We start from the raw sequence: 16,797 nt of genomic DNA, 5'->3' as shown, positions 1-16,797 counted from the left end.
AAATTCGGCTTCTATTGTGATCATAAAAGCGGTAGAATTAGAGCATGAATTCGAAGGGGGAAACACTCGACACCACCGGCATCGGCGCGCTGATGACCGCGATCACCAACGTCGCCGATACCGTCCTGCACGGCAAACTCAAGGCTCGGACCGATATCGATGCCGTGGAATTCATGCGCGATCTGGAGATCTGCAAGCGTCAACTGGCCGCCCTGGATTCGGCTCTGGTCATCGAGATCGCGGAGCGGGATCTGCCGCGCAAGGCTGGGGTCAAGGATGTGGTGCCGTTCCTGCGTCAAACCCTGGGTTTGTCGCGGTATGACGCGGCGATGCGGGTGAAGATCGCTGGGGCGTGTGGGGAGTTCCTCGGAGCCGACGGCACGCCGCGCCCGGTCACGTTGGCCGCCACCGCGAACGCGTTTGAAGCGGGCGTGATTTCACGCGATCACGTGCGCGGCATCGTCGACATCATGACCCACCTGCCCGCCGACGTTCCCGCGCCCGCGCGGGTCGAGACCGAGGCACTGTTGGTCGAGCACTGCGTGACCGGGCACCCCGACGACCTCCCGAAGATCGGGCGCGAGATCCTCGCGCGCCTGGATCCGGAGGGCACGGTGGTCTCCGATGCCGATCGTCGTCGCCGTCGCGGCATCACGATCAGCCGCCCGGGGGTGGATGGGATGTCGAAGATCGAAGGCTGGCTCACCCCCGAACTGCGGGCGTTGTTGGATGCGATCTTCGCCAAGCTGGCCCGCCCGGGCATGTGCAACCTCGACGACGCCGACACCGAGATCCTCGCCGCCACTGCGAAGGTCGATTCGAAGGTGTTGGAAGCGGCCGCGCGTCGTGATCGTCGCGACGCTGGGCAGCGCACCCACGATGCGCTGTTCGCGCTCGTCACCGCGTTGCAGCCGGTCTCCGATACCACCGCTGGTATCGATGCCGCTGGTGTCGCTGCGGCCAAGGCGGGTAAGCCGGTGAAGCTGGGTAAGCACCGTGGCCTGCCCGTCGAGGTCGTGGTCACCATGAGCCTGGCCGACCTCGAAAAGGGCGCTGGCGTGGCCACCACCGCGTCGGGTGGGCACCTGTCGATCAACGAAGCCCTCAAGCTGGCCAAGAACTCTCGCCCCGTGCTCGCGATCCTCGACAAGGACGAGATCCCCCTCTACCTCGCCCACGGCGAACGCCTCGCCACCTCAGGGCAGCGCCTGGCGTTGATCGCCCGCGATCGTGGCTGCACCCACCCCGGCTGTGATGTGCCCGCCTCGATGTGCGCCGCGCATCACGTGATCGATTGGGCCAAGGGCGGACCCACCGACCTCAACAACCTCGCCCTCGTCTGCGACCACCACCACGCCATGGTCAACGACAGCGAACACGGGTGGCAGACAGTGATGTTGGGCAAGGAATCCGCCCACCCGGGCCGGGTGGGGTGGATTGCCCCGGCGGCGTTGGACCCCTCCCACACCCCGCACGTCAACGACAAACATCACGCGGGGCGGCGGGTCGCCACGGCGGTCGATTCGAATTGCCGGAGGTGGGGCTCACGGGCAGCGTGAAACCCGGGCTGCTCGTCTCCGGCTGGCGTGCGCAGGGACGGGGAAGTGTGGTCGTCTCGCCTGCCCTACCGGACTTGGGCTGACGCCGGGTTGGGAGCCGCCACCTCACCTCCCAGCCCACGGACTGCACGCATCACCTTCTCGAGACAACCCAAGAACTCGAAAACCACCGAACCGTTCGACAGCTCCACAGTTTTCAGGTTCTTTGACAATTCCATAGAGACGATGAACGGCCGAGCGGTGAGGGGGCTGGTGGGTGAGGGGGCCTCGCAAGCTCGACCCGCCTCTCTCCCTCCTCCTGGCGTCTTTTATCTTTTCTCTCTTTTTCTTTTGGTCCTTTATCTTTTGCCCTCAAAGGCTGAATGCCACAGCCCGAAGAATCAGCACCGCAACGAACACCACCGTGAACGCCAGATCGATCTGAACGCCCCCGAGCCGAACCGGCCGAAGCACCCTCCGAACAGGCGCGATCACCGGCTCGGTAAGCCGATGCAAGATCTCCTGCGGCCTCCGAACCCCCTGCGGATTCTCGCTCAACGTCACGATCCAGTCCACGATCAACCGCCCGATCAGCAACAGCAGGAAGAGAGTAAGAACCAGCCCCAGCAGGCTCCCAATGACCGACATGGCGAACTCCTTCGTATTGCCGCCCTCACGCTGATCAACGCTCCGCGAGCGCCGAAAGTGCCCCCATCGTCGACCATGATCGCCAGGTTCCGCGGCAAGCTCGCCGAAGCCGTGCAAGAATCTGGGCTGCTGTTCGACCAGCTCACCCCGAGATCGCACAAGGAGTCGAAGTGAGCAAGAAGTACCTGCTCGGCCTTCCCATCGCCGTCTTCGCGATGGCTCCGGCCGTCGGCGCCATCGATGCCGCCCCAGCCCAGGCCGGAGTCCCGACCTACACCTGCAACGCGCAGACCTGGGAGGGGGAGACCCTTCCGACCCAGGTCATCGAAGCGAAGTGGGGCAAGCGTCAGGCCATCGGCGTCGCCCAGACCAACTGGCGTGGCACCGCGAAGTACGCCACGATCGACTGCCAGCTGAACAAGTAACCCCGCGCGCTCAGATCGCGCGGCGGTGGTTCAGGTAGGCGAAGGAGGCCAGGCCCAGGGGAATCTGGCACCAGAAAGTAAGGAGTCGATACCCCAGGGCCACTCCGACCGCCACCCCGGCGGTGAGTCCCGCGACGGCGGTAAGCCCGGCGGCAATCGTGATCTCCTTGGTGGCGACCCCATTGGGTGAGGGCAGCAGCGGCGCCAACGCCACCGTCACCAGTTCCACCACGAAAGTGTCCGGCAGGCTCAGGTCCGCGCCGACCGCGTGCAGCACCGCCCACAGCGCCACCACCATCAGCAACGGCTGCAGCAGCGCACAGATCCACAGCGCCGCCGCCCGCCTCGGCCGCACCGCCGTGGCCGCCACCGATTTCCACGCGACCTCCGCGTCCGACCGCGCATGCCGAATGCGCGCGGGCAGTCGCCGCCATCCGCCCTCGCCCTGAACGCGCCGGTTCAAACCGACCACGATCGCGGCCACCACCGCGGCAGCCACGGCCACCGCGATGATCATGATTCCCGCTGTGCGCCAAGGATTCTCACCGACCAGGTGATGCCACCCGGCCGACGCCCGCCCACCCAGATCGTGCCACGGCGGTTCCGCTCCGTGTCGACTCATCAGACTCGGCGCGGCCAGTGCGGCGATGATCACCAGCGGAACCCGCACCATCAACGCCGCGAATCCCATCAACGCCATCGACGCCATGGCTCCGGTGTGGCTCAATCCGGTGCGTCGCAGAAACCGCAGTCGCAGCAGCAGCGACGCCGCCGGAACCAGACCGATCGCGGGCACCGCCAACTGCAGTGCGAACAGCTGCCGCGCATCGGTCCGCGATGGAATCGACCCCCGCAACATGAAAACCGAAGTGGGCCACAGCGCCAAGGTGGCCAGCCCGGCCACCACCAGCCACCGCGGATCGGCCCCCATCAGCGCGTGCACCCCGGTGAGCACCGCATCCCGCTGCCACACCGCCGCGCCCGCCACCAGAACGGTGGAGCCGACGGTGGGTAATGCCTTCCTCGCAGCTGCGGGAACGGCCGCCATCTGCCCCTCCTCAGGTACCGCAGACGTACTTCCCCGATTGAATCGTGCACGCGCGATCCAACATTAACGTGATCGGGGAAGAGGCGACCCGCATTCCGGCACAACAGTGGGCACTAGCCGGTGAACAGGAGATTCGAGCGGGTCGCCTCCAATGCCCGAATCATCCCGAGAGGTATCGACGTAGACGATAGCGGGCCGAGCTCAGACTACTTGCGTCTGAGACGCTTTGCTCGCCAGACATGGACCGCTTCGGCCAGCCGCGCGCAAATGGTGAGCACGCCGGTGTGTTTGCAGAACGGTCGTCTTTCAAGAGCGGCAAGGCGATTCGGCGGTTATCCGAGTAGGGTGGCGGGCGGACAAGTCGTCGATGAGCAGGGACCCGACGTGGCTGAATCCATGACCGCGAAAGCATTGCTGGCAGAACTCGAACCGGTGGCGGAAGCGAATCTGAACCGGCACCTATCGCTGGCCAAGGAATGGCATCCACACGACTATGTGCCGTGGGACGAGGGCCGCAACTTCTCGGCCATGGGCGGAATCGACTGGGAGCCCGAACAATCCAGGCTGGGCGAGGTGGCGCGCGCCGCCATGATCACCAATCTGCTCACCGAGGACAATCTGCCCTCCTACCACCGGCTCATCTCCGACGCCTTCTCCCGCGACGGCGCGTGGCGGAACTGGGTGGATCGGTGGACCGCCGAGGAGAACCGGCACGGCATCGTGCTGCGTGACTATCTCGTCGTCACCCGCGGCGTGGACCCGGTCGCGCTCGAGCAGGCCCGCATGGCGTGCATGTCGCAGGGCGTCGACGACCCCACGGGCACTGGTGATCACGAGGTCCTGCACGGCGTCGCCTACGTGACGTTTCAGGAACTGGCCACCCGGGTCTCCCACCGCAATACCGGAAAGGCCTGCCAGGACCCCATAGCCGACCGCATGCTCACGCGCATCGCGGCCGACGAGAACCTGCACATGGTCTTCTACCGCAATATCTGCGGCGCGACCCTGGACCTGGTTCCCGACGATGCGCTGGCGGCAATCACCGCGGTGATCAAGAACTTCCGCATGCCCGGCGCGGGCATGCCGGACTTTCGGCGCAATAGCGTGCTCATCGCCAAGCACGGCATCTATGACCTGCGTCAGCATGTGGAAGAGGTCATCATGCCGGTGCTGCGCAAGTGGAACATCTTCGACCGCAGCGACTTCAGCGCCCGCGGCGAGCAGACCCGCGACGAATTGGGCACCTACCTGGAGAAACTCGACAAGGACGTGATCCGCTTCGAAGAGCAGCGCGACCGCTCCCTGGCCCGCGAGGCTGCCCGCCGCGAGCGCGTCGCCCGTTGAACCCCCACATGTGAACAGCCACTGAGTTGTCCACATCCTGGACTTCTCATCCCACCTCGCCGTCGTCGCGCCGCTAATGTTCGGTCCACGACGAAGGGGGAAGCATGACCGACATGCTGCGCGCGGACATCACCGCGCTCCGAATCATGGCCGCGGGCATCCGCGCCGAGGCCGACGCCATCGCGGCCATCGACCCGGTGGACCTGATAGCCAAGGTGGCCCAATCCATGCCCAATTCCGCCACCGGCGCGGCCGCCACCGGCGTCTGCGAACCGCTGCGCACCGCCCTGTCCCGAATGGCCGACCAACTCGAGGCCATCGCCGACACCACCGCCCACGCCACCACCACCTACGAGCAAATCGAGGCGGACCTCGAACACCAACTCGACTCCTACCTCCATCCCACACCCTGACCGTCTCCTGACGCTTTGAAGGGTGGTGGGTCGGGCCGGGGAAATGGGTTTGGGAGCGGGCGGGAGGGGTGGCGTGGGGCGGGCAAATCTGTCGCAGGTGCGTGGGTGGGATGTAAGCGCTTCCAGGGCCAGTCTGGCTGCGACCCAGGCGGATTCGGACTTTTCCGGCGCAATCAGGCGTTTCGGTGAGTTCGTCGATGCGGCGTTGAGTGGCTGGCACGGGGCTGCGGGGGCCGCCGGTGCACTGCGGGCGGTGGAGTCGCAGTTGGCTGCCAACCGCATTGGGGCGGCCCTGCTCGATATCGCGGAAGCGCTGACGGAAGCCTCCACGCTGGAGCGGGTAGGCGAGCTCGTTCGGGAGTTGGAGGCCGAAGCCGCCGCCCATGGATGCCGGGTGTCGGAGGATGGGACGGTAGTCGGGCCGCGGTCCATGACGGGGAATACGGCCCTGGACGTGATCTTTCAGGCCGGGTTCGATGCCAAGGCGCGTGAGTTGCAGGCACGGTTGGTGCCGTTGCTGGAGGTGGCGGGGGAGACCGACGAGCGGGCGGGGGCGCGGCTCGATGCCGCCGCAACCGCCTTGGCCGGGTTCGCCGTTGATCCGCAAGGGGGAGGGCCGAGTTCGCGGATCACCGGGTTCCTCCAGGGAACGGAGAATTTGCCGGATGATCCGAAAGCCCTTTACTCGCTGTGGAATTCGCTCTCGCCCGCCGATCAGGACGCGCTGTTCGCCTTCGATCCGCTGATCGGCGATCGCGACGGGCTGCCCGCATTGGCGCGGGATCACTACAACCGGCTTGCGGTTGCCCGGCTGGCCGAGGACTCGGCCTCCGAAGGCCTGCGGCTGGTGGACCAGCACCCCGACTGGTCTCGCGGCGAGAACCTCCCCACGACCGCCGACGGATGGATTCGATTGCGGCAGTGGGCAGCCGCGCGGGATGCCGTGCAAACCAAACTGGCGGGCTATGAGGTACTCGGCGAGCAATCGGGCGCTGCCGGGGCAGGGCGGTTGCTGCTGGAGGTCGACGAGTACGGCCATGGCGCGATCGCGCTGAACAATCCGGACACCGCGGCGAATATCGCGACCTTCGTACCCGGCACCGGATCCCCGATCACCGCGATCGGGGAGGGCCTGGATCGTTCCCGAGCCCTGCTCGGTGCGGCCGAGCGCGCGGATCCGTCGGCGCGTACCTCGGTGATCGCCTGGTACGGCTACGACGCCCCGCCGAATCTGGCGGAGGCGGCGGCGGATTGGCGAGCCCGGGAGGGTGCGCCCGCGCTGGACCGGTTCGAGGAGGGACTGCGCGCCACGCATGCCGGGTTGCGGTCGCACAATTCGGTCATCGGGCACAGCTACGGAAGCACGGTGATCGGGGCCGCGGCCTCCGGAGCTAACTCCTTGGCCGTCGACGCGATGGTGTTCGTGGGCAGCCCGGGAGTGGGTGTCGGGGATGTTTCGGAATTGCGGCTCGAGGGTATTCCTGCGGGCCGCAACGCCGCGCACGTGTTTGCCACCGCGGACCCCGCCGACCCGGTGCCGAGATTCGGGCAGTTTTTACACGGGGTCGATCCGGCCGATCGCGAATTTCGCGCAACGGTTTTCACATCTTCCGGCCCGACTATCGACCTGCCGGTGGTGCGGGGCATGCCCGTTGACGCGCTGGCCCACGGAAACTACTGGGAGCAGGGTAATCCGGGTCTCGCGACCCAGGGGGAAATCATCGCGGACCGCTATCGACCATGAGTGAGACCGACCAGCCCGTTGCGCCGTGATAGCCGTAACTGCAGGTTGCGGGTTCGTAGCCGAGTATGCCGTATCGGTACATTGGGCGGCTGACCAAACTGGTCTGAAACGGTTGGGTTCATGCTAGGGTTCCGTGAGGTTGGAGCGGGAAGTCGGAGACAAATGCGCACTGAGAACATCAATAGGAAGTTCAAACTGCATGACGAGCGCAGGATTGCCGCCCAACTTCCAGAGCAACTTCATGGTTTGGATGTCGTCGGTTTTGGGAAGTTAGAAGAGTTTCCGGGTGAGTTGCTGAACTCCTTCGGGGAATTCGCGAACGGCTCGGTCGCGCCGCGCACGCGCATCTACCGAAATGCCCAGCCGAATCTCATCGACGCCTGGCTGCTGGAGCTGTTGCGCGGCGCCCGCATTGGCGACCGCTTCTATCTGCGCACCGGGCTCGAGTACTTCCCCTGGGCCGACTGCCGGGTTCTGGACCACCGCTGGCTGGAATCGCTGCGGCGCGTCATGGGCACCAGCCAGGGATATATTGCGCACGACAAGAATTCGGCCGTCATGACCATCGGCACCCAGTACGAGGTGCTCGGTTTCGCCGCCGGTTCCGGCTTGTCGAGCGCGGCCGAGGCCGCACCGGTCGAGGAGACCCCGACCCGCCGCATCGTCCACACCCCGCCCGCCGCCGAGCCGTCCGCGGCGGTATTGAGTGAGGACCTGCGCGCTCGCCGCCTGGCCGCCCTGACCTCCGATGCCTCTGTTTCGACCCCCGACCGTTCCGCGACCCCGGTTCAGGATGCCGCCGCGACGCGAAATGGCGAGGCCGCGGCGACCCCCGAACCCGAAGCGACCCCGAAAGTCGAGGCCGCGCCCGCCGCGGAGTCCGCTTCCGAAGCGGTCGAGCAGAGTGGGCAGCCGGTCGCGCACGCCGATGAAGCGCCCACCCAGTTGCTCACCCGCATTGTGGTGCCCACCGACGCGGACTGAGGCGCAGCCAACGGACCCGGGCCTCCGGGCTCGCCGAGCCGACCCGGGTCCGCACCGAACCAGCGGCCGTCGACATACGTTGTACTGATACGCCGGGCTTTTCGCCGAGTTCGAAAGAGCCGATATATGTCGACAATCAATGGGCTGCCCGCCCATGTCCTTCTCGTGCACGTGGTCGTGGTGCTGGTCCCGCTGACGGCGGTGTCGCTGATCGCGTGCGCGCTCTGGCCCGCGGCCCGCGCCCGGCTGATCTGGCCGACCGCCGCACTGGCGGTCGTGGTGACCGTGCTGACGCCGGTCACCGTGGCGGCGGGGGAGTGGTTCCAGCAGCAGCTGGGCATGCCGCCGGTGATCGACGAGCATGCGCGGCTCGGCCATCAGATGCTGTACTTCGTTGCGCCGCTGCTGGTTTCGGCGGTACTGCTGGTGATCGCCCACGTGCGGCAGGGCCGGGGAAAGCCGACCGGGCGGGTGGCGGTGGCGCTCATCGCGCTGGTGGCCATCGCGGCCGGGGGCGCGGCCGCCTGGCAGACCTACCGGGTCGGGGATTCGGGCGCGCACGCGGTGTGGAACGGCGTGCTGAATCGTTGAGAGAGGACGACTGTCGTGACCCGGCGGCCGGTCTGCGGGGCGGTCACCGGGTCACGACAGTGCGGCACGGCTAGATCTTGCGGATCACCGTGACGACCTTGCCGAGGACCTGGGCGTCATTGCCCGGAATCGGCTCGAACAGGGGGTTGTGCGGCATCAGCCACACCTGGGAACCGGTGCGCTTGAACGTCTTCACGGTGGCCTCGCCATCGATCATGGCGGCCACGATGTCACCGTTCTCGGCCACGTTCTGCTGCCGCACGACCACCCAGTCGCCGTCGCAGATGGCGGCGTCGATCATGGACTGACCGACGACCTTGAGCAGGAACAGCGAGCCCTCGCCGACCAGTTCGCGCGGCAGCGGGAAGACATCCTCCACCGCCTGCTCGGCCAGGATCGGACCACCGGCGGCGATCCGGCCGAGGACCGGGACGTAGGTCGGGATCGGGTGCTCGTCGGAGGATTCGGCCTCCGTGTTCACCGGGCGCAGCTGCGAGACCCCGGCGGTGGCGCGCATGGCCGTCTCGTCCAGACCCCGGACGTCCACGGCGCGTGGACGATTCGGATCGCGGCGTAGATAGCCCTTGCGCTCGAGCGCGCGCAGCTGGTGCGCGACCGAGGAGGTCGAGGTGAGGCCGACGGCATCGCCGATCTCGCGAATGCTGGGCGGATACCCGCGGTCGTGCACCGAGGTGCGGATGACCTCCAGGACCTTGCGCTGCCGCACGGTCAGTTCCGCGCCGCTGCCGGACGACTCGGCGGAGGAGGAATCGTCTCCTGGAAGACCAAGGGGTCCGTTGTCACCTTCCGCGCCGCCGTGTTCGCTCACCGCCGCCGTCCTCCATTCACTGCTGTGGCTCATTGGAATTCGTTGAACTCGTGCCATGACTGTAGTCCGTGTGACGCGTGTGATCAAACATCTGTTCGACGCATGTCGGGGAAATCAGTGACATTGTCGGTGGGCCGTGGTAGAAATTCGAACATCAGTTCTTCGAACACATGATCGAGTCAGTTGTCCAGCATCATTCGGTCCGCCCTACCTTGGAGGTTTCTTCGATGCGCGCCGTGGTCAGCGAAATCGACACTCTCGGAAGCGATTTGGGCTTCGACAGCATCCCGTGGGAGCTGCGCTCGGATCGGTCTGCCACCGGCCCGGAGGACGCCGTCGTGCGTCCCCTCGGCGACCGCCGGTCCTGCCGTTCGACGGCCCGGCCCATGGTTCGCCCCGGCGCTCGACGCGATCATGTCGTCGTGCGACACGCGGCCGGACGCGCCCGGGGAGTCCATCCGCTCGACCGCGTGCAGCGCGCGCAGACCGGTTTCGCCGCCCTGGCCATCACCGCGCTCGTGAGCGCCCTCGCCGTCGCCGGTCTGATCGGCTTGGCCCAATTACGTTCCGGCGACTTCGATTCCCAGACCACCCCGCCGCCCGCGGTGCAGACGGCTCCCGCTCCGGCGCACTAGTGATCCCCGGTCACAGGGTTGGCCGGAAATGCAGATTGAAAACTGAAACGCGTTGCTACCGTCCCCCTGACTGTGATCGAGGCTACAACGCAAACAGGGGGCGTCATGCCGAGAGTTCGAGGGCTGATCCGGCTGGCCGGGGTCCTCACCTGCCTGATGATCGGGTTGGTGACGGCACCGGCCGCGCACGCGGAATCGGGATCGAGCTATACCGCCTACTTGGATCTCCCGTCGGTCAATGGCGACGGCGCGGGCGGAGGCGGTTTGAATCCGGCGCTGCCCCTCGACCCGGACGTGCTGCGCGACGCGCTCGATCAGGCGCGCGGCGCGGGCATCGAGCCCCGGCACTACGCCACACTGCTGCACCAGTACTGGCTGACGGTCGCCACCCGCAATGCCGATATCGACCTGGCCACCTGGGATCCCGCGCTCGGTGTCGCGGCCAACACCCGCACCTTCACCCAGGTCTACGTGAACTACCTGCGGCTGAACAACGCTCATCCCGATTACTGGTGGACCGGATTGGCCGGGCTGGCGGGCGGCTCGTTCGCCTCGGGCTTCTTCGATATGGGCGATGTCGCCTCGATCATCAGTGTGCCGGGCGTCCATCAGCTCGGCAATGCGGTCGCGGATCTGCTGCGCGGCACCCCGTCGCAGTTGTTGGACATCCTGCCCGCCGATATCGCCAACCTCGGCACCGCGGGTGAGCGGCTCACCGCGGAGGATCTGGCCTGGTACCAAACCCGGCTCATGATCATGCAGAAGCACATCTTCATCGATCAGGTCCCCATGCACGAGGCCTACGCGGCCGACGGCCTGGCCGGGGTCGAGGAGATGTACCGGGCGGGCGTGCTCGACGAGAACGCCATCCTCGCCTGGCGCGACATCGCCTCCGGCACCCAGGACGGGCTGGCCGACGCGGCACTGCGCATGACCGATCGCGAGCAGAACCAGATCATCGCCGACCAGTGGGATGCCACCTCGCACGGCCGCGGAACCATGGGTCGGGTCATGACGTATGTGAGCACCGTCGCCGGAAAGGCCGCCGTCCCGGGCGTGCGAGCGCCCGGCGTGTTCGCGCCCGTCACACTGACAGCTGGCGGTATGTCGCTGCGCGCCCCGCTGCCGGACTTCAACTGGGCCGACCGCGACACGCGCTGGAACTACATCACCCACGACCTGCTGCCGCGCTACCTGGAACTGTGCGAGAACCCGGCCGTCGCGAGAGCGGTTCTGGCCGTGCCCTTCTCGACCATGCTGGTGAACGGCCGCCTGGTGCAGCGGCTGCCCGACGTGCTCGCGGATATGACCAAGGAATGGCAGCTGACCACCTGATTCCGGCCGCGCGACCCGGGCGGACGCCGCTTACCGCCGCCGTCACGGTATCCTCGAGATTGCTTAAGGTTTCTGATCCCAGGCATCGACGAAGGATCCCGGATGCATTGCCCGTATTGTCGACACCCCGATTCGAGGGTGGTCGACTCACGTGAGGCCGAGGAAGGCACCGCCATCAGGAGGCGGCGTGCCTGCCCGGAGTGTGGGCGCCGGTTCACCACTGTCGAAACCGCGATTCTGTCGGTGGTGAAGCGCAGCGGCGTCACCGAACCGTTCAGCCGCGAAAAGGTCATCCGCGGTGTGAGTCGCGCCTGTCAGGGCCGCGAGGTCGATTCCGACGCCCTCAACCTGCTGGCCCAGCAGGTCGAGGATGCGGTGCGCGCCAAGGGTTCCCCCGAGGTCCCCAGCCACGAGGTAGGCCTGGCCATCCTCGGCCCGCTGCGCGATCTGGACGAGGTCGCCTACCTCCGCTTCGCCTCGGTGTACCGATCCTTCAGCTCCGCCGAGGATTTCGAACGCGAAATAGCCGACCTCCGCCAACACCGCGAGGAAACCTCGATAGCCACAGCCACGAAGTAATCACCGAGTGGCACATCCTGGAGGCCAAACCAGACAAATCCCCTCCAGGATGTACCACTCGGCGGTTGGGTCCCGCGGGAACGGGACAACTCGGCCATTACGCCGGGATGCCAACGCGATTCGGGCCTAGAGGAGGCTGGGACCGCCGCCCGGGCTCCCAACCCAGCCGGCCCCTCTCCCTGATCCAGGCGTCTTTTGGCTCTTGGGTTTTCAGCGTTGCTGGGGTGGCCGCCGCGCCGCGTCGATGGCCTTCTCGATGCGCTTGGCCGAGACCGGGTACGGGGTGCCGAGCTGTTGGGCGAACAGGCTGACCCGGAGTTCCTCGATCATCCACCAGATTTCGATGATGTCGCGGCCGCCCCGGCGGTTCTCCGGGAGGTTGGCCACCAGTCGGTCGTAGGCGGCGTGCACGCGATCCAGTTCCGCCATGCCCGCCCGGTCGCGATTCGCGGCGGCGGGCAGTGCCTCCAGGCGGAGGCGGGCGGCTTGGAGGTAGCGGGGGAGTTCCCGCAAACGGGCACTGCCCCATTCGGAGATGAAGCCGGGGAAGACCAAGTCGTCGAGCTGATGAGCGACATCGTCGGTGGCGTCGCGGTCGCGAGACTCGGCGAGGGTGGCGCGCAGCCGGTGGGCCTCGGCCAACACCGGGACCACGGAACGGACGATATTCGCTACCGCCGTAGTGAATTGGGGCCGCACCTTGTCGACCAGCGCTTTGAATTGGTCGGGGCTGCGGACGGGGCCGCCGTGGGCCGCGATGAGTTCGTCGGCGGCGCAGGCTCGACAGTCCTCGACGAGGGCATCGAGGGACCCGTACGGATTCTGGCTCAGCGCAAGGCGATCCGTCGGCGGTAGGCCCGCGGTGACAGCACGGGTATTGGTGGTGATCGCGCCCAAGAGCAGCGCGCGGGTGCCGGTGCGCATGGCCGTCGCCTGCTCGGCGGGCGAGCTGAGCACGCGCACGGCCACCCCCTCGGGCTCCGCGACGAGCGCTGGGTAGCCGGTGATGGTCTGCCCGCCGACCTCGCGTTTGACCGAGGTCGGCAGGGTGCCCAGCGATTCCGAAGTCCACACCGTGGCGGGCGCGCGCTCGGACCCCGTATTCGCGCGCGCCACCGACTTCGAGACCTGTTCGGCGAGACGGGTTTTCAGCTCGGTGAGGCTCTTGCTGCGGGCCACGATCTCACCCGCCGGGTTGGTCGCGGCGAAGGTCATGCGCAGATGGTCGGGTAGCCCCGCCGGGTCCAGGTGTCCGGCGGTAATGGTGACCGAGCCGAGTTGGGACAGTTCGCGGGCGAGTCCGGTGCGCAGGGGCTCCGCGCGCGGGGTGAGTCGCTCCAGCGCGGCCTTGGCGAAGTCCGGGGCGGGGACGACGGTGCGGCGCAACTGTTTCGGCAAGGTCTTGATGAAGGCCGCGGCCAGCTCCTCGCGCATGCCCGGCACCAGCCAGTCGAAGCCGACCGAACGCACGTGCGCGAGTTGGGCGATCGGAATGTGCACGGTCACACCGTCATCGGCCTGACCCGGCTCGAACTGGTAGGTGAGCGGGAAGGTGAGCTCGCCCTGCCGCCAGCTGTCAGGGTAGGCGGTCGGATCCAGCACCGCCGCATCCTCGTTCACCACGGTGGAGGCGGTGAAGTCCAGCAGGTTCGGGTCCTTGCGCTGGGCCTTGCGCCACCAGCTGTCGAAATGCCGCACCGACACGATGTCGGAGGGAATGCGCTGGTCGTAGAAGTCGAACAGCACCTGATCGTCGACCAGGATGTCGCGCCGCCTCGCCCGATGCTCGAGATCGGCGACATCCTCGAGCAATTCCCGATTCCGCTCGAAGAACTCGTGCTTGGTCTGCCACTCGCCCTGCACCAGCGCATGCCGAATGAACAGCTCCCGCGACAACTCCGGATCGATCCGCCCGAAATCCACCCGCCGCTGCGTGACCAGCGGAATCCCGTACAGCGTCACCCGCTCATAAGCCGCGGCGGCACCCCGCTTGGCGGACCAATGCGGCTCGGAATAGGTGCGTTTCACCAAATCCCCGGCCAGCTTCTCGGCCCACTCCGGCTCGATCCGAGCCGCCGTCCGCCCCCACAGCCGCGAGGTCTCCACCAACTCCGCCGCCATCACCCACCGCGGCGGCTTCTTCGCCAGCGACGACCCCGGGAAGATCATGAACTTCGCATTGCGCGCCCCGAGAAACTCCCGAGTCTCGGCCTCCCGCACGCCAATATGCGACAACATCCCCGCCAGCAGCGCCTGGTGAATCGACGTCACATCCCAGGGCAGCGAATCGTTGTCGAGCCCCGCCTTGGCCGCCACCGACTCGGCAAGCTCCGCCCTGCCGCCGCCCGACCCAGAGCGGCGCGTATTGGCCTGGCCACCTTGGGATTCACGGGCAGCGTGCCCCGAGTCCGCACCGCCGCGCTGCGATCCGCTTCCGCCGATCGCGCGATCTCCGCCGCGTTGAGAGTCTCCGCCTCGTCCGGAGTCGCCGCGGCGATCGGCATGGCCACGGCGCGCCGAGGCATCGCCACCGCGCCCGGATTCCGGCCGTCGGCCGGATTGTCCGGCGCGCTGCGAGTCGGCCGCCTCGAGGGTGGCGTTGGCACGTCCAGGGGCGTTGCCGCGCCCGTTGCCGCTGCGGGTGGCACCCTCGATGGGCTCGGAAAATGCTGCGGTGCGGTCGAATTGGGCGTCGGTGCCGGCGGTGGTCCAGCCGAGGCCGCGGGTGATGGTGCGGAGTTGGCCGTGCAGGTCCTGCCATTCGCGGATGCGGAGGTAGTGGAGGAACTCGTCGCGGCACATGCGGCGGAATTGGTTGGAGGACAGGGCATTGCGCTGTTCTCGCAGGTAGTCCCAGAGGCGCAGGTAGGACAGGAAGTCGGAGCCCTCGATGGTGAAGCGGGCGTGCTTGGTGTCGGCGGCCTGCTGGTGCTCGACCGGGCGTTCGCGGACGTCCTGGATGGACAGGGCCGCGACGATGATCAGGACCTCGGCGAGGCAGCCGCCGCGGTTGGCCTCGACCAGCATGCGAGCCATGCGCGGGTCGACCGGGATCTGCGCCATCTCGCGGCCGATGGGGGTGAGGATCAGGCCCGCGTCCGGAATGTCCTGTCGCCGACTGGACTCCGCCTCCGCGCGGGCCAGCGCGCCGAGTTCCTCGAGCAGCGCGATGCCGTCTCGAATGGCGCGACCGTCCGGCGCCTCCACGAACGGAAAGCTCTCGATATCACCGAGCCCCAGCGCGGTCATCTGCAGGATGACGGCGGCCAGATTCGTGCGCAGGATCTCCGGTTCGGTGAACTGCGGCCGGGATTCGAAATCGTCCTCGGAGTAGAGCCGAATGGCGATGCCGTCGGCGACACGACCGCAGCGGCCCGACCGCTGCCGAGCCGAGGCCTGCGAAATCGATTCGATCGGCAGCCGCTGCACCTTGGTGCGCATGGAGTAGCGCGAAATGCGGGCCGTGCCAGGGTCGATCACGTACCGGATGCCCGGCACGGTCAGCGAGGTCTCGGCCACATTGGTGGCCAGCACCACGCGCCGCCCGGTGTGCGACTCGAACACCCTGTGCTGCTCGGCCGCCGACAGCCGCGCGTACAGCGGCAGAATCTCGGTGCGCGGCAGGCGCATATCGCGCAGTGAGTCGGCGGTGTCGCGGATCTCGCGTTCGCCGGAGAGGAAGACCAGGATGTCGCCGTCGCCCTCGGCCTGTAGCTCGCGCACCGCGTCGCCGATGGCGTCGGTGGGGTCGCGGTCGACGATGCGGGTGTCCTCGTCGTCGGGATCCTCGGAGGTGACCGGAAGTTCCAGCGACAGTGGGCGATAGCGGATCTCCACCGGATACGACCGCCCCGACACCTCGACAATTGGTGCGGGCGTGCCGTTCTCGTCGCTGAAGTGCCGGGCGAACAGCTCCGGGTCGATGGTCGCCGAGGTGATGACGATCTTCAGATCCGGCCGCTTGGGCAGCAGCTGCTTCAAATACCCCAGCAGGAAGTCGATATTGAGGCTGCGCTCGTGCGCCTCGTCGATGATGATCGTGTCGTAGCGTCGCAGCAGCCGGTCGCGCTGGATCTCGGCCAACAGGATGCCGTCGGTCATGAGCTTGACCAAGGTGCGATCCGACGCCTGATCGGTGAAGCGGACCGTATAGCCGACCACGTCACCGAGTTCGGTGCCCAGTTCCTCGGCAATGCGCTCGGCCACCGTGCGCGCGGCCAGTCGCCGCGGCTGGGTGTGGCCGATGGTGCCGCGAATCCCGCGCCCGAGTTCCAGACAGATCTTGGGTAGCTGGGTGGTCTTGCCGGAGCCGGTCTCACCGGCCACGATCACGACCTGGTGCTCGGCGATGGCCTTGGCGATATCGTCGCGGCGCGCGGACACCGGTAGCTGTTCGGGGTACCGGATGGTCGGGACGGCGGCCCGGCGGGCATCGACCCGGCGTTGGGCGGCGTCGAACTCGGATTCGAGGTCGGTGAGATCGCCGCCGCGGGCCTTGTCGAGCCGGCGACGCAATCGGTATTCGTCGCGGATCGAGAGATCGGCCAGGCGGGAACGAAGCTCGCGAGAGGTGGCGGCGGTCCTGGTCATTGCACCGTCAACGATAGCGAAGATCTGATCCGGGCCGGTCGGCGCGGTGTCGAGCGCCCGCCCGTGCGGAGGTCGAGCGCCCGCCCGCGCGGAT

Annotated in this window: 14 protein-coding genes; 10 read left to right on the top strand and 4 right to left on the bottom strand. The window is 67.2% G+C overall.

The features are described 5' to 3' along the window. The first annotated feature begins 44 nt into the window (after positions 1–44). Complete coding sequence (locus VMT65_RS13480) at positions 45–1,559, top strand: HNH endonuclease signature motif containing protein (protein WP_326308491.1); 1,515 nt, start codon at positions 45–47, stop codon at positions 1,557–1,559. Positions 1,560–1,910: 351 nt separating this feature from the next. Here the strand turns inward: VMT65_RS13480 and VMT65_RS13475 are convergent, their stop codons facing one another. Further along, a complete protein-coding gene (locus VMT65_RS13475; RefSeq protein ID WP_326308490.1) occupies positions 1,911–2,186 on the bottom strand; it encodes a YggT family protein in 276 nt (91 codons plus the stop codon). A 170-nt stretch (positions 2,187–2,356) separates the two neighbouring features. On the opposite strand from VMT65_RS13475, the gene VMT65_RS13470 reads away from it, so the two are divergent. Continuing rightward, positions 2,357–2,611, top strand: a complete 255-nt coding sequence (locus tag VMT65_RS13470) for a hypothetical protein (protein ID WP_326308489.1) — start codon at positions 2,357–2,359, stop codon at positions 2,609–2,611. Positions 2,612–2,621: 10 nt separating this feature from the next. Here VMT65_RS13470 and VMT65_RS13465 read toward each other — a convergent pair whose 3' ends face one another. Next, a complete protein-coding gene (locus VMT65_RS13465; protein WP_326308488.1) occupies positions 2,622–3,659 on the bottom strand; it encodes a lysylphosphatidylglycerol synthase transmembrane domain-containing protein in 1,038 nt (345 codons plus the stop codon). Between the two features lie 396 nt (positions 3,660–4,055). On the opposite strand from VMT65_RS13465, the gene VMT65_RS13460 reads away from it, so the two are divergent. The 5 genes from VMT65_RS13460 to VMT65_RS13440 all read left to right on the top strand — a co-directional run bounded on the left by VMT65_RS13460 (position 4,056) and on the right by VMT65_RS13440 (position 8,735). Continuing rightward, complete coding sequence (locus tag VMT65_RS13460) at positions 4,056–5,003, top strand: acyl-ACP desaturase (RefSeq protein ID WP_326309168.1); 948 nt, start codon at positions 4,056–4,058, stop codon at positions 5,001–5,003. 104 nt (positions 5,004–5,107) lie between these two features. Next, complete coding sequence (locus VMT65_RS13455) at positions 5,108–5,416, top strand: hypothetical protein (protein ID WP_326308487.1); 309 nt, start codon at positions 5,108–5,110, stop codon at positions 5,414–5,416. Positions 5,417–5,681: 265 nt separating this feature from the next. After that, positions 5,682–7,160, top strand: a complete 1,479-nt coding sequence (locus VMT65_RS13450) for an alpha/beta hydrolase (RefSeq protein WP_326308486.1) — start codon at positions 5,682–5,684, stop codon at positions 7,158–7,160. Between the two features lie 162 nt (positions 7,161–7,322). After that, positions 7,323–8,144 (top strand): hypothetical protein, encoded by an 822-nt coding sequence (locus VMT65_RS13445; RefSeq protein WP_326308485.1) that lies wholly within the window; start codon positions 7,323–7,325, stop codon positions 8,142–8,144. Between the two features lie 126 nt (positions 8,145–8,270). Then, positions 8,271–8,735, top strand: a complete 465-nt coding sequence (locus tag VMT65_RS13440; protein WP_326308484.1) for a DUF2231 domain-containing protein — start codon at positions 8,271–8,273, stop codon at positions 8,733–8,735. Positions 8,736–8,805: 70 nt separating this feature from the next. Here VMT65_RS13440 and lexA read toward each other — a convergent pair whose 3' ends face one another. Then, positions 8,806–9,621 (bottom strand): transcriptional repressor LexA, encoded by an 816-nt coding sequence (gene lexA / locus VMT65_RS13435; RefSeq protein WP_442790220.1) that lies wholly within the window; start codon positions 9,619–9,621, stop codon positions 8,806–8,808. Between the two features lie 170 nt (positions 9,622–9,791). Between lexA and VMT65_RS13430 the strand changes: the two genes are divergently transcribed. From VMT65_RS13430 to nrdR, 3 genes are all read left to right on the top strand, one after another. Further along, complete coding sequence (locus VMT65_RS13430) at positions 9,792–10,199, top strand: hypothetical protein (protein ID WP_326308483.1); 408 nt, start codon at positions 9,792–9,794, stop codon at positions 10,197–10,199. A gap of 105 nt (positions 10,200–10,304) precedes the next feature. Further along, the gene (locus VMT65_RS13425; RefSeq protein WP_326308482.1) at positions 10,305–11,534 is read left to right on the top strand and encodes a hypothetical protein; all 1,230 of its coding nucleotides are present in this window, start codon (positions 10,305–10,307) and stop codon (positions 11,532–11,534) included. A 102-nt stretch (positions 11,535–11,636) separates the two neighbouring features. Then, positions 11,637–12,113, top strand: a complete 477-nt coding sequence (gene nrdR, locus VMT65_RS13420; protein WP_326308481.1) for a transcriptional regulator NrdR — start codon at positions 11,637–11,639, stop codon at positions 12,111–12,113. Between the two features lie 210 nt (positions 12,114–12,323). Here the strand turns inward: nrdR and hrpA are convergent, their stop codons facing one another. After that, a complete protein-coding gene (gene hrpA, locus VMT65_RS13415) occupies positions 12,324–16,703 on the bottom strand; it encodes an ATP-dependent RNA helicase HrpA (RefSeq protein WP_326308480.1) in 4,380 nt (1,459 codons plus the stop codon). Positions 16,704–16,797 lie beyond the last annotated feature (94 nt).

It is taken from the genome of Nocardia sp. CDC153 (assembly GCF_035818515.1).
In the GTDB taxonomy this organism is placed as follows: Bacteria; Actinomycetota; Actinomycetes; order Mycobacteriales; family Mycobacteriaceae; genus Nocardia.
Note: the sequence above shows the minus strand (reverse complement) of the source record. Positions and strands in the feature narration are given on the sequence as shown.

What these genes read in the sequence shown, in the direction of transcription:
- VMT65_RS13480 (WP_326308491.1), top strand. Translation starts at nt 45, where the DNA reads ATGAATTCGAAGGGGGAAACACTCGACACCACCGGCATCGGCGCGCTG.
- VMT65_RS13475 (WP_326308490.1), bottom strand. Translation starts at nt 2,186, where the DNA reads ATGTCGGTCATTGGGAGCCTGCTGGGGCTGGTTCTTACTCTCTTCCTG.
- VMT65_RS13465 (WP_326308488.1), bottom strand. Translation starts at nt 3,659, where the DNA reads ATGGCGGCCGTTCCCGCAGCTGCGAGGAAGGCATTACCCACCGTCGGC.
- VMT65_RS13460 (WP_326309168.1), top strand. Translation starts at nt 4,056, where the DNA reads ATGACCGCGAAAGCATTGCTGGCAGAACTCGAACCGGTGGCGGAAGCG.
- VMT65_RS13455 (WP_326308487.1), top strand. Translation starts at nt 5,108, where the DNA reads ATGACCGACATGCTGCGCGCGGACATCACCGCGCTCCGAATCATGGCC.
- VMT65_RS13445 (WP_326308485.1), top strand. Translation starts at nt 7,323, where the DNA reads ATGCGCACTGAGAACATCAATAGGAAGTTCAAACTGCATGACGAGCGC.
- VMT65_RS13440 (WP_326308484.1), top strand. Translation starts at nt 8,271, where the DNA reads ATGTCGACAATCAATGGGCTGCCCGCCCATGTCCTTCTCGTGCACGTG.
- lexA (WP_442790220.1), bottom strand. Translation starts at nt 9,621, where the DNA reads ATGGCACGAGTTCAACGAATTCCAATGAGCCACAGCAGTGAATGGAGG.
- VMT65_RS13430 (WP_326308483.1), top strand. Translation starts at nt 9,792, where the DNA reads ATGCGCGCCGTGGTCAGCGAAATCGACACTCTCGGAAGCGATTTGGGC.
- VMT65_RS13425 (WP_326308482.1), top strand. Translation starts at nt 10,305, where the DNA reads ATGCCGAGAGTTCGAGGGCTGATCCGGCTGGCCGGGGTCCTCACCTGC.
- nrdR (WP_326308481.1), top strand. Translation starts at nt 11,637, where the DNA reads ATGCATTGCCCGTATTGTCGACACCCCGATTCGAGGGTGGTCGACTCA.
- hrpA (WP_326308480.1), bottom strand. Translation starts at nt 16,703, where the DNA reads ATGACCAGGACCGCCGCCACCTCTCGCGAGCTTCGTTCCCGCCTGGCC.